Below are 12613 nucleotides of genomic sequence, written 5' to 3'. Positions count from 1 at the left end.
CCATGAAAATCCACAACACCCGCGGCGGCCGGATCTTTGACGCCGCCAACTACGTCTTCCTGTCCCTGATCGGCCTCATTACCCTGTTGCCGTTCGTGTACGTCTTCGCCGGATCGTTTGCCACCGAAGCAGAAATCACGCGCCGGGCATTCTTCGTCTGGCCCGAACAGTTCACCCTGGGCTCCTACGAATACATCTTCGCGACCCCGGCATTCGTGCGCGCCCTGGTGACCACCATCCTGGTCACCGCGGTGGGCACGCTGGTCCAGTTGGCCTTCACCGTGACCATGGCCTACCCGCTGGCCAAGAAAACCCTGCGGGGCAGGAACGCCATCCTGTCCCTGGTGGTCTTTGCCATGGTCTTCTCCGGCGGCATGATCCCCACCTTCCTGCTGGTCAAGGACCTGGGCCTGCTCAACTCCTACTGGGCCCTGATCCTGCCCGCGGCCATCAACCCGTTCAGCCTGATCATCATCAAGAACTTCTTCCAGGAACTCCCTGCCGAACTGGAGGAATCGGCCAAGATGGACGGCGCCACCGAGATCGGGATCCTGTGGCGGATCCTGCTGCCCCTGTCCAAGCCGGTCCTGGCCACTTTCGCGCTGTTCTACGCCGTGGGAATCTGGAACGACTTCATGTCGCCCCTGCTCTACCTGAGCGACAACTCCAAGTGGACCCTCCAGATGTACCTGCGCCAGGTCACGGCGGCCTCGGACCTGCTGGGCACGGGCAACGTTGACCCCAACTACATCCCGCCCGAACAGGGGATCAAGTTCGCGGTGATCGTGGTGGCCACCCTGCCCATCCTCATCTTCTACCCGTTCCTGCAGAAGCACTTCGCCAAGGGCATGCTCATCGGCTCCGTCAAAGGCTGACTCTGCCCGCGGGCATCAAAGGAAAAGAACCACTATGAAAATCCTGCTGGCCGGAGACTCCACCGTTGCCAACTGTCCCACGCACGAGTTCCCCATGAGCGGTTGGGGAGCGCAGCTGGCACCCCTCACCTTCACGTGGGGAACGGTGCACAACTTCGCCAAGGGCGGCGCCGACACCGAATCGTTCCGCACGGAGGGGCTCTGGGAGGAGCTGCTCACCGCAGCAGGCCCGGGCGACGCCGTGCTCATCCAGTTCGGCCACAACGACCAGAAGAGGCCGCACCTGGCCGCCCGCACCGGCTACGCGGCCAACCTGCGAGCCATGGTGGGGGAGGTGCGCGCCCGGGGCGCGGCGGCGGTGCTGTGCACCTCCGTGGAGCGCCGGCACTTCCTGGGCGGCGGGCACCCGGGGGAGGGGCCGTCGTCGTACGTCCTCGAAGAGAGCCTGGACGACTATCCGGAGGTGGTCCGCGAACTGGGCCAGGAGCTCGGGGTCCCCGTGGTGGACCTCAACGCGTGGACCCGGCACCTTTATCTCCGGCTGGGCCGGGAAGGATCCAGGGAGCTCTTCTGCCACTTCGCGCCGGGCGAGCACGCATATTGGCCCGATGGCCTGGCCGACGATACGCATTTCTCGCAGCACGGTGCCTCGCTGGTGGCCGGGGAGGTGGCCCGGCAGCTGCGCGGGCTGGGGTACGGGCTACTGGCATCGCGGAGCTACCAGTACCAAGGCAATGAGTACGACGGCGGGACGCGCCTAATGGGGGCCGCAGCGGTCAAGGAGCGGGTCCTCTACAGCAACCCGCTGGCTGGGCCCGGGGATGTGGCTGGATGGGTAGCGGAAGGACCGTTGCGCCACGGCAGCCACGAGGGTGCCCTGGAGCTGTCCGGCGCGCTGGACGACCAGGAGTTCGGCGACCACGCGCACTGGACGTTGTGGTGCCCGGTGGAATTCCCGGACGGCATCCGGATCAGCTGGGAGTTCATGCCGCTCGCGGAGCCGGGCCTGGCCATGGTGTTCTTCGCAGCCACCGGGCACGGCGGGCAGGATCTCTTCAGCCCGGCGCTCGCGCCCAGGACTGGCCACTACCCGCAGTACCACTCGGGCGACATCGACGCCCTGCACGTCTCCTACTTCCGGCACAAATACCCGTCTGAGCGGGCGTTCCGCACCTGCAACCTGCGCAAGAGTGCGGGCTTCGAGCTGGTGGCGCAGGGCGCGGACCCGTTGCCGCCCGCGGAGGACGCCACGGACTACTACCGCCTGGAACTGGTGAAGGACGGGCCCCTGGCAGCGTTTTCCATCAATGGGCTGCTGCTCTTCGAATGGCAGGATCCGTCGTCGAAGGTGCTCGGTGGCGGCCGGATTGGTTTCCGGCAGATGGCCCCGCTCCGGGCGGCCTACCGCAACCTGGTGGTCACGAAGCTGCAGCACCAAAGAGAAGATGGGCGGCCCCGGAGGGCCGCCCATCGTGTCGCTGCAATAGCCGCTTGTTGAACTACCGGGAAACTAGAGCCCCAGCAGCCGGTTGAGCAGGTTCGCCAGGCCGCTGAGGCCATTGCCGCCGTCAAGGAGCCCGGTGACCGCGCACAGAAGGTTGCCGACAAGTTTGCCCGCCCTCGACTGCGCAACAATGTCCAGGACAACCTGGTTCAGGTCGACATTGAGCCCCAGGACGTCCAGGTGCAGCGGCCCGAGGACCAGGTTCACGACGTCGCAACCGCCTCCTGCGGCCGTCGCGGCGTTGGTGGTTGGGGCCGCAGCGGCCGTGGTGGTCACGGTCTGGCTCACCGGAGTGGCCACGCCGGCAAGATCGGTGAGGGTGCCCTGCACCAAACCGGTGACGGTCAGTTGGCCGTCCTGGACGCTGAAATTGGACGGCGTAAACGAGCCGACGAAGGTGCCCACGCCGTCAATGGTCTGGTTGATGGTTCCAGTGACGTTGGCTGCTTGTGGTGACTGGGACGCGGCAGAAGGAGCCGCGGGTGCTGCTGCCGTCGCCGGGCCTGCCATGCCGAAGAGCATGGCGCCGGAGAGGGCAATGGCGGTGACTGAGGCTGAGACCTTGGTTCGCATTTTCGGTAAATCCTTTCAGCGCCGGGTTGCGGCGCAATGAATCCCCCGGGATTCCGCCCCCATGGAGAACCCCGGCGGAACTGTTTATTTCAAATGCAGTGCATTTCAGATGCAGCCCTCGCGGGCCGCGACGCGCGGCGTTGGAACGTGATCCAGGCCACGGGCACATCGACCAACGTATTAGTAAGTATGCTGATGAGTCAAGCTGGCCGTGGGCGGGACGTGAGGTGGAAGAGCGGCCGGCCGGGGGCTGGGCGCTCCGGTGCTGGTGCAAGATAGAGGGGTTGAGGAACTGCCCACTGGAGGGAGGCGGGGTATGGAGCCCGTAATGGTCGACGGCGGCAAGGGAACCGTGGAACTGAGCGCGGACGGCGTCATCCACCTTATGTGGGAGCCCAAAGTCCGGATAGAAGTCGAGGATGCGCAGGCGGCGATGGCTGCGGTGAACCGCATAGCAGGGGACGGCAATTATCCGATGCTGGTGGACATGGCCACCACGGAAAACGTCAGCATCCAGGCGCGCTCAGTGTTCTCCATCCCGTGCGCCGCCAACCGCATTGCCCTGCTTGGGTCGAGCCCCGTGGACCGGATCATCGCCAACTTCTTCCTCGGCGTCCACAATCCGCCCTGCCCCACCCGCTTCTTCACGTCCCGGGACGAATCCATGAAGTGGCTCCAGCAGACGGGAAAATAGAGCGCCCGGCTGATCAGCCGGCGGCCGGCGCGGCCGTGCTCTGGCGGACCACCAGCTCCGGCGTGAACACAACAGACCGGTGGACGGGATTCTGGGACTCCACCTCTTCGGACAGCAGTTCGATGGCCGTCCGGCCCAGCAGCTGGGTGGGCTGGCGGATGGAGGACAGGGGAACCACCGCGGAGACGGCAAAGTCGATGTCGTCATAGCCAATCAACGCCACGTCCTCGGGGATCCGGAACGTATGCGTCATGGTGAGCGACTGCATGACGCCCAAGGCCAGGAGGTCGTTGGCGCAGAAAATCCCCTCGGGCAGTTCAGCCCGCCCACGCTCCACCAGCATGTCGCCCACGCTGCGCCCAGCCAGGACGGTCTGCCCTTCCGAATCCAGCACCTCGAGGCTGGCATCCGGCTCCTCCTTCACGGCCCGCTGGGCCCCCTGGAGCCGGTCCGCGACCTGCCGGATGGACGTAGGGCCGCCAACGAAAGCCAGCCGACGGCGGCCAGTGTCCAGCAGGTGCCGGGCAGCCAGGTACCCGCCGGCGTCGTCATCCACGGCAACCGAGCTGAACTTGGACTCGTCAGCCAGCCGGTCCACCAGGACCGTTGGCACGCCGCGCTCGCGGAGGAGGTCCAGCCTTTCCGTTACATCGCCTACCGGCGAGATGAGCAGGCCCTGCACGCGCTGCTCCTGGAAGAGGTCGATGTAGTTCGCCTCCCGGCCGGCGTTGTGGCCGCTGTCGCCCAGCAGGACGGCGCTTCCCTGCAGCGCTGCGGCGTCCTCCGCCGCGCGGACCACGGAGGTGAAGAACGGGTTGCCGACGTCCAGGACAATGAGTCCGATGGTGCGGCTGTGGCCAACGCGGAGTTGGCGGGCGGCATCGTTGCGGACAAATCCCAGTTCGTCGATGGAGCGCAGGACTCGTTCCCTGGTCCGGTCGGACACCCGGTCGGGATAGTTGAGGACATTGGATACCGTCCCCACGGCCACGCCCGCGTGGGTGGCCACGTCCTTGATACTGGCTGTGCGGTTCATCGATTCTCCGTGCCGACATTCCCGCCGCGGGAGCTTCCGCGCGGGAAATCAAAAGTTTTTGCCATTGCTTGACACCTGCTCAAATCCAAGAGTACTTTGAATCGTACCAATGAAACGATTCAAAACTTCGGGAAGTTTGAAAGGGTGTCCACATGAGGGTGTGTTTCCGTTCCTCGGTCCAGCCGGCGCTGATTGATGAATACCGGCGCCGGCATGCCGCAGTGTGGCCGGAAATGCTGAACGCACTCAAGGAGGCGGGCTGGCACAACTACTCCCTGTTCCTGGGTGGAGACGGACTCCTGGTGGGGTACGTGGAGTGCGACGACTTTGACGCCGTCCGTGCCCGCATGGCCCTGACGGACGTGAACGCCCGCTGGCAGGCTGAGATGGCAACCCTTTTCGAGGACTCCGGCCAGGCTCCCGACGAAGGGTTCCAGGTGCTGGAGGAAGTCTTCAACCTGGACAGCCAGCTGGCGGCGCAGCACCCCGAAGGCTGACGGGCAGGACCGGACGCAGGACGCAGGACCACCGGGGCACCGGAACAGCAGGCAACAGCCGGCACGCAGGCTCCAGCAGCGGGGCACCAACCAAACGCATCAGACAGACGCTCAACACCGGAAAGAACCAACATGAACGACGTAGCAACGGCGCTGGGCAGGCTCGGGGAGCTTGCCATCGAGGTCCCTTCGTGGGCTTATGGAAATTCAGGTACGCGGTTCAAGGTGTTCGGCACTCCCGGCACGCCGCGAACAGTCCAGGAAAAGCTGGCGGATGCCGCCAAGGTCCACGAGCTGACCGGCCTGGCCCCCACCGTGGCACTGCACATCCCGTGGGACAAGGTGGACGACTACTCCGCCCTGAAGGAGTACGCGGCCGGCCTGGGCGTGGGGCTGGGCACCATCAACTCCAACACCTTCCAGGACGACGAGTACAAGTTCGGGTCACTCACCTCTTCCAACCTGGCCGTCCGGCGCCGGGCCATCGACCACCACCTCGAGTGCATCGACATCATGCACGCCACGGGTTCGCAGGACCTCAAGATCTGGCTGGCGGACGGCACCAACTACCCGGGCCAGGATGACATCCGCGGCCGCCAGGACCGGCTGTCCGAGTCGCTGCAGGAGATCTATGCGGCCCTGGGGGATGGGCAGCGCCTGGTGCTGGAGTACAAGTTCTTTGAGCCGGCGTTCTATCACACCGATGTGCCGGACTGGGGCACTTCCTACGCCCAGACCCTGGCCCTGGGGGAGAAGGCATTCGTCTGCCTGGACACCGGCCACCATGCCCCTGGCACCAACATCGAGTTCATCGTCATGCAGCTGCTGCGCCTGGGCAAGCTGGGTTCCTTCGACTTCAACTCCCGCTTCTACGCCGACGACGACCTGATCGTGGGTGCCGCCGACCCGTTCCAGCTGTTCCGCATCATGCACGAAGTGATCCGGGGCGGCGGGTACGGCAAGGACTCCGGCGTGGCGCTGATGCTGGACCAGTGCCACAACCTGGAAGAGAAGATCCCCGGCCAGATCCGCTCCGTACTCAATGTCCAGGAAATGACGCTGCGTGCCCTGCTGGTGGACACCGCGGCGCTGGGTGAAGCGCAGCGAGCCGGCGATGTCCTGGCCGCCAACGGCATCTTCAACGATGCCTTCTACACGGACGTCCGGCCCATCCTGGCCGGGTGGCGTGAATCCCGCGGCCTGCCCGCGGACCCGATGGCCGCCTTCAAGGCCAGCGGTTACCAGAAACAGATCAACGAGGACCGCGTGGGCGGCCAGCAAGCCGGATGGGGCGCCTGATTCAGCTATGACGAACAAGACTGTGGAAGACCTGATTGCCCGTTCCAACCGCCTTGGGGCGGACAAGCGGAACACCAACTTCGCCGGCGGCAACACCTCCGCCAAGGGCACCGAAAAGGACCCCGTCACGGGCGAGGACGTCCAGCTGTTGTGGGTCAAGGGTTCCGGCGGTGATCTGGGCACCCTGAAGGCCGGGAACCTTGCGGTGCTGCGGCTGGACCGTTTGAGTGCTTTGAAGAATGTCTACCCGGGCGTGGAGCGCGAGGACGAGATGGTGGCCGCGTTCGATTACTGCCTGCACGGCAAAGGCGGGGCTGCGCCATCGATCGATACGGCGATGCACGGCCTGGTGGACGCCGCACACGTTGACCACCTGCACCCGGACTCCGGCATCGCCATCGCGACGGCGGTGGACGGCGAGGCGCTGACCACCAAGATCTTCGGTGACAAGGTGGTCTGGGTGCCCTGGCGCCGTCCCGGGTTCCAGCTGGGCCTGGACATCGCCGCGATCAAGGACGCCAACCCGCAGGCCATCGGCACCATCCTGGGCGGCCACGGCATCACCGCCTGGGGTACCACCAGCGAAGAAGCGGAGCAGAATTCGCTGTGGATCATCGACCAGGCCGAAAAATACATCGCGGAGAACGGGAAGGCCGAGCCCTTCGGGCACAAGCTTCCCGGTTACGCTGCCCTGCCCGAGGCCGAACGCCGCGCCAAGGCCGCAGCCCTGGCGCCGGTGATCCGGGGCCTGGCCTCCACGGACAGGCCGCAGCTGGGGCACTTCAGCGATGACGCCGTCGTCCTTGACTTCCTGGAGTCCGCGGAGCACCCACGGCTGGGCGGCCTGGGGACCTCCTGCCCGGACCACTTCCTGCGCACCAAGGTCAAGCCGCTGATCCTGGACCTGCCGGCGGACGCCTCCATCGAGGACTCGATCTCACGGCTGCACGAGCTGCATGCCGATTACCGCGAGGACTACCAGGCGTACTACGACCGCCATGCCGACGCCGGCAGCCCGGCGCTGCGCGGCGCGGACCCGGCGATCGTGCTGGTCCCCGGCGTGGGCATGTTCTCCTTCGGCGCCAACAAGCAGACCGCCCGCGTTGCCGGCGAGTTCTACATCAACGCCATCAACGTCATGCGCGGCGCGGAGGCCATCTCCACCTACGCCCCGATCGAGGAATCCGAGAAATTCCGCATCGAGTACTGGGCACTGGAGGAAGCCAAACTGGCCCGGATGCCCAAGCCCAAGTCCCACGCCACCCGCATCGCGCTGGTCACCGGTGCGGCGTCCGGCATCGGCAAGGCCATCGCCACCCGGTTGGCGTCCGACGGCGCGTGCGTCGTCATTGCCGACCTGAACCTGGAGAACGCACAAAAGGTCGCCGAGGAACTGGGCGGTGCCGACGTCGCCATCGGTGTCCAGGCGGACGTGACCGACGAGGCGCAGGTGTCCGCAGCCATCGACGCGGCAGTCCTGGCATTCGGCGGCGTGGACCTGGTGGTCAACAACGCCGGCCTGTCCATCTCCAAGCCGCTGCTGGAAACCACCGAAAAGGACTGGGACCTGCAGCACAACGTCATGGCCAAAGGCTCCTTCCTGGTGGCGAAGGCCGCGGCGAAGGTCATGATCGCCCAGGGCATGGGCGGGGACATCATCTACATCTCCTCCAAGAACTCCGTGTTCGCCGGCCCCAACAACATCGCCTACTCCGCCACCAAGGCAGACCAGGCCCACCAGGTGCGCCTGCTCGCGGCCGAACTGGGCGAGCACGGCATCCGCGTCAACGGCATCAACCCCGACGGCGTGGTCCGCGGCTCCGGGATCTTCGCCGGCGGCTGGGGCGCCAAACGTGCCGCGGTCTACGGCGTGGACGAGGAGAAGCTGGGCGAGTACTACGCCCAGCGCACGCTGCTCAAGCGCGAAGTCCTGCCCGAGCACGTGGCCAATGCCGCCGCCGTCCTCACCAGCAACGAACTGTCCCACACCACCGGCCTGCACATCCCCGTGGACGCCGGAGTGGCCGCAGCCTTCCTGCGATGAGCACGGGCGTGCCGACCGGCGGCGTTTTCGCCGCCGTCGATATTGGTGCTTCCTCGGGACGCGTGATCCTGGGCCGCGTGTCCCGGGACGGGGTGGCGCTGGAAACCGTCCACCGCTTCCCCAACGGCGTGGTGGAGCGCGACGGCGGCCTCCGCTGGGACTTCGACGCCTTGTTCGCGGAGGTGCTCGCGGGACTGCGGGCGGCCGCTGCGGCGGCGGCAGCCCGTGGCGAAAAGATCGGCAGCATTGGCATCGACACCTGGGCGGTGGACTATGGCCTGGTGGACAGCGCGGGCAAACTCGTGGCGCAGCCGTACAGCTACCGCGACGACCGCAGCAGGACCGCCGTCGCGCCCGTCCACGCCAAGCTGGACCCGGCGCGGCTGTACCAAACCACGGGGCTGCAGTTCCTGCAGTTCAACACGATCTACCAACTGGCCACCGAGAAGAACTTGGTCGGGCTGCAGGCCCTCCTGATCCCGGACCTGATCGCGTTCCTGCTCACCGGAGTGCGGCGGACCGAGGCCACCAACGCCTCCACCACGGGCCTGTTTGACGCCGTGGCCGGGGAATGGGCCACCGAATTCTTCGCGGCGCTGGGACTGCGGAAGGACCTGTTCCCGCCGCTGATCCAGCCCGGCGACACGGTGGGCACGCTCCTGCCGGACATAGCCGCGGCCGTGGGGCTTCCTGCCGAAACCCCCGTGGTGGCCGTCGGCTCGCATGACACTGCCTCCGCCGTCGCCGCCGTCCCCGCTGTGGCAGACGGGGACAGCGGGGAGAACTTCGCGTACATCTCCTCCGGCACCTGGTCCCTGGTGGGCCTGGAACTCAAGCACCCGGTCCTCACCGAGGCCAGCCGCGAGGCGAACTTCACCAACGAGCGCGGCGTGGACGGCACCATCCGCTACCTGCGGAACGTCGGCGGCCTCTGGCTGCTGAGCGAATGCCAGCGCACCTGGGCCGGTGAAGGCTACCAGCCCGACCTGGCCGCCCTGCTCGCCGCCGCCGCGGCCCTCCCCGCCGGCGGGCCGCAGATCAATGCCGATGACCCGTACTTCATTGCCCCGGACAACATGCCCGGGCGCATCCGCGCGGCGGTCCGCCGTACCGGCGAGGTCCTGGCCGATGATCCCGCGGCCATCACCCGCTGCATCATGGACAGCCTCGCCGCCGGATACGCCAGGACCATCACCGCCGCGGAACGCCTCGCCAACCGTGAAGTGGACGTGGTGCACGTGGTGGGAGGGGGTTCCCAGAACACCCTGCTGTGCCAGCTCACAGCCAACGCCACCGGGCGCCCGGTGGTGGCCGGACCCGTCGAAGCCACCGCCCTGGGCAACATCCTGGTCCAGGCCCGTGCTGCCGGGGCCGCCACCGGCGGGCTGCCGCACCTGCGCGGAATCATCGCCGCCGGAACCAGCCTTCGGCGCTTTGAACCACTCATCAGCGTGCGCCACCGATCCATGCAGTAGAAATAGAGAACTCCACCGCGGGCCTGCGGACCAACCGACACAGAACAGGACAACGATGCCCCTCTTCGACCTGCCCCTGGCCGCGCTCCGCAGCTACACCTCCGATGTCACACCGCCCGGGGACCTGGCTGCCTTCTGGGACGCCACCCTGGACGAAGCGCGGACCTTTCCACTCGACGCGACCTTCGAACCGGTGGATAACTACCTCACGGTGATCGATACCTTCGACGTCACCTTCTCCGGCTTTGGCGGCGCGCCCGTCAAAGGCTGGCTGCACCTTCCCGCCAACCGGGAGGCAGGCGTCCGGCTGCCGGTGGTGGTGAACTACATTGGCTATTCCGGCGGCCGCGGCCTGGCCAACCAGGACACCCGGTGGGCGCAGGCCGGGTACGCACACTTCATCATGGACACCCGGGGCCAGGGGTACGGCGGCACGCTGGGGGACACCGCGGATCCCCACCCGTCCGCCGGGGATGTGGCGCACGCGGGCCTCATGACCAGGGGCATCACCAGCCGGGAGGACTACTACTACCGCCGCGTCTACGTGGACGCCTTCCGCGCGGTGGAGGCCGCCCAGGCCCACCCCGCCGTCGATCCTGCAAAAGTGGTGCTGGCCGGTGTCAGCCAGGGCGGCGGGCTGGTGGTGGCCACGGCGGGGCTCACTGCGGGACGGCTCGACGGCGTCATCGCCGCGCTGCCCGACGTCCCCTTCCTGCAGGACTTTCCCCGCGCCATCGACATCACTCCCCGCGGGCCCTACCCGGAGATCGCCCAGTTCCTGGCGCGGCACCGGGACCGCTACGACGCCGCACTTAGCGTCCTGAACTATTTCGACGGCGTCAACCTGGCCCGCTGGGCCACGGTGCCGGCGCTGTACTCGGCTGCGCAAATGGACGACATCTGCCCGCCGTCCACGGTGTTCGCCAGCTACAACGCCTACGCGACTGGCACCGACGCCTCATCGGCCACCGGTGCCGTGAAGGACATTGAGGTGTACCGGTTCAACAACCATGAGGGCGGCCAGGAACACCACTGGATCCGCCAGCTGCAGTTCCTGCGCAAGCTCCTGGGGTAGGCGGCGGCAAACCCAGGGTTGTTCGCGGATCCTTGCCTTGTGCGTTCGGAGCCGCGAACAGGCCTGGGACGGAATGTGACGCAACCGATTTTGCGGCCGCCATATGCCGGGTTTATGGTCTCTTCCATGACTAACCGTTGGTATGCGTATTTTTCGTTGGCTCTGGAGGGGCCCGCGTCTAACTGACACGCATCCAACTTCCTTCAGAGCCAACAGGGCAGAGATCATTCTCTGCCCTTCGCCGTTTCTCCGGCGGGTTCTGAAATCCGGGCCCGCTTCCCATCTGGAACAGGACCCTGAACATGAGCACCGCAACAGCAGCAGCCCCCGCCACCAAGTCCACATCCAACCTGCGCGTCAGCGAATTCACTGCGCTGCCGGCACCTTCGGCGCTTCTCACCAAACTGCCGCTCGGCGACCGGGAGGCCGCCGTCGTCGAACGCGGACGCGACGAGGTGCGCGCCATCATGGACGGGGTGGACGACCGCCTGCTGGTCATCGTGGGACCCTGCTCCATCCACGACCCCAAGGCAGGGCTGGAGTACGCCCGCCGGCTGGTCAGCCAGGCCGAGAAGCACAAGGAAGACCTGCTGATCGTCATGCGGACCTACTTCGAGAAGCCGCGCACCACGGTGGGCTGGAAGGGCCTGATCAACGATCCCCGGCTGGACGGCAGCCACGACATGGTCACCGGCCTGCGCACCGCAAGGCAGTTCCTGCAGCAGGTCACCGCGCTGGGCCTGCCCACCGCCACTGAATTCCTGGAGCCGATCAGCCCCCAGTACATGGCGGACCTGATCTCCTGGGGAGCCATCGGTGCCCGCACCACCGAGAGCCAGATCCACCGCCAGCTGGCTTCCGGGCTCTCCATGCCCATTGGCTTCAAGAACGGGACCGACGGCGGCCTGCAGGTTGCCATCGATGCCTGCGGTGCCGCCGCGGCAGCCCAGGCCTTCCTGGGGATCGACGGCGAAGGCCGGGCCGCGCTGGTGGCAACGGCCGGAAACCCCGACACCCACGTGATCCTCCGGGGCGGCCGGAAGGGACCCAACTACTCAGCGGCCGACGTTGAACGCGCCTCCACCGAACTGGCGGGCAAGGGGCTCAACCCCCGCCTGATCGTTGACGCGAGCCACGCCAACAGTGGCAAGAGCCATCACCGGCAGGCTGAGGTGGCGCTGGAAATCGGTGCCCAGCTTGAGGAAGGCGGCGCGGCGGCCCGGGCCGTGGCCGGTGTGATGCTGGAAAGCTTCCTGGTGGGCGGCGCCCAGAACCTTGACGTTGATGAGTACGCCGCGGGACGGGCGGAACTGGTCTACGGCCAGAGCGTCACCGACGCCTGCATGGACTGGGATGTCTCCGCTTCTGTCCTGGAGCAACTGGCGGCATCAGGGCGGAAGCGGCGGCAGCAGAATTAGGGGTGAAATAGGGGAGGCCACTACTTTCACATCTGCCACATGAACATCTACAGTATCTATTTAAGGTGGTTGGTGGATGGCTCAGCATCGGAACACCGCATTGGCACGTACCTGGGGTCACTG

Annotated in this window: 11 protein-coding genes; 9 read left to right on the top strand and 2 right to left on the bottom strand. The window is 66.5% G+C overall.

The features are described 5' to 3' along the window. Positions 1 to 2 precede the first annotated feature (2 nt). Both NMQ03_RS17335 and NMQ03_RS21245 read left to right on the top strand, forming a co-directional pair. Positions 3 to 875: a carbohydrate ABC transporter permease gene (locus NMQ03_RS17335; RefSeq protein ID WP_224026988.1), complete on the top strand. Its 873-nt coding sequence runs from the start codon at positions 3 to 5 to the stop codon at positions 873 to 875. A 34-nt stretch (positions 876 to 909) separates the two neighbouring features. Then, the gene (locus NMQ03_RS21245; protein WP_369693191.1) at positions 910 to 2373 is read left to right on the top strand and encodes a DUF1961 family protein; all 1464 of its coding nucleotides are present in this window, start codon (positions 910 to 912) and stop codon (positions 2371 to 2373) included. 12 nt (positions 2374 to 2385) lie between these two features. On the opposite strand, the gene NMQ03_RS17320 is transcribed toward NMQ03_RS21245, so the two are convergent. After that, positions 2386 to 2952: an ABC transporter substrate-binding protein gene (locus NMQ03_RS17320; protein WP_255173212.1), complete on the bottom strand. Its 567-nt coding sequence runs from the start codon at positions 2950 to 2952 to the stop codon at positions 2386 to 2388. A gap of 316 nt (positions 2953 to 3268) precedes the next feature. On the opposite strand from NMQ03_RS17320, the gene NMQ03_RS17315 reads away from it, so the two are divergent. Further along, positions 3269 to 3646, top strand: a complete 378-nt coding sequence (locus NMQ03_RS17315; protein ID WP_159630810.1) for an STAS/SEC14 domain-containing protein — start codon at positions 3269 to 3271, stop codon at positions 3644 to 3646. 13 nt (positions 3647 to 3659) lie between these two features. On the opposite strand, the gene NMQ03_RS17310 is transcribed toward NMQ03_RS17315, so the two are convergent. Then, positions 3660 to 4682 (bottom strand): LacI family DNA-binding transcriptional regulator, encoded by a 1023-nt coding sequence (locus NMQ03_RS17310; protein WP_255173211.1) that lies wholly within the window; start codon positions 4680 to 4682, stop codon positions 3660 to 3662. A 152-nt stretch (positions 4683 to 4834) separates the two neighbouring features. On the opposite strand from NMQ03_RS17310, the gene NMQ03_RS17305 reads away from it, so the two are divergent. From NMQ03_RS17305 to NMQ03_RS17280, 6 genes are all read left to right on the top strand, one after another. Next, complete coding sequence (locus tag NMQ03_RS17305; protein ID WP_255173210.1) at positions 4835 to 5179, top strand: L-rhamnose mutarotase; 345 nt, start codon at positions 4835 to 4837, stop codon at positions 5177 to 5179. Positions 5180 to 5311: 132 nt separating this feature from the next. Next, the gene (gene rhaI, locus NMQ03_RS17300) at positions 5312 to 6478 is read left to right on the top strand and encodes an L-rhamnose isomerase (protein WP_255173209.1); all 1167 of its coding nucleotides are present in this window, start codon (positions 5312 to 5314) and stop codon (positions 6476 to 6478) included. A 7-nt stretch (positions 6479 to 6485) separates the two neighbouring features. Continuing rightward, positions 6486 to 8522, top strand: a complete 2037-nt coding sequence (locus NMQ03_RS17295) for a bifunctional aldolase/short-chain dehydrogenase (protein ID WP_255173208.1) — start codon at positions 6486 to 6488, stop codon at positions 8520 to 8522. Then, entirely contained in the window at positions 8519 to 9997 is a 1479-nt protein-coding gene (locus NMQ03_RS17290) for a rhamnulokinase family protein (protein WP_255173207.1), read from the top strand. The genes NMQ03_RS17295 and NMQ03_RS17290 overlap by 4 nt, the downstream gene beginning before the upstream one ends. 55 nt (positions 9998 to 10052) lie before the next feature. Then, positions 10053 to 11072, top strand: a complete 1020-nt coding sequence (locus NMQ03_RS17285; RefSeq protein ID WP_255173206.1) for an acetylxylan esterase — start codon at positions 10053 to 10055, stop codon at positions 11070 to 11072. 302 nt (positions 11073 to 11374) lie between these two features. Then, positions 11375 to 12490, top strand: coding sequence for a 3-deoxy-7-phosphoheptulonate synthase (locus tag NMQ03_RS17280; protein WP_255173205.1), 1116 nt, complete (start codon positions 11375 to 11377; stop codon positions 12488 to 12490). Positions 12491 to 12613 lie beyond the last annotated feature (123 nt).

The organism is Arthrobacter sp. DNA4 (genome assembly GCF_024362385.1).
In the GTDB taxonomy this organism is placed as follows: domain Bacteria; phylum Actinomycetota; class Actinomycetes; order Actinomycetales; family Micrococcaceae; genus Arthrobacter.
Note: the sequence above shows the minus strand (reverse complement) of the source record. Positions and strands in the feature narration are given on the sequence as shown.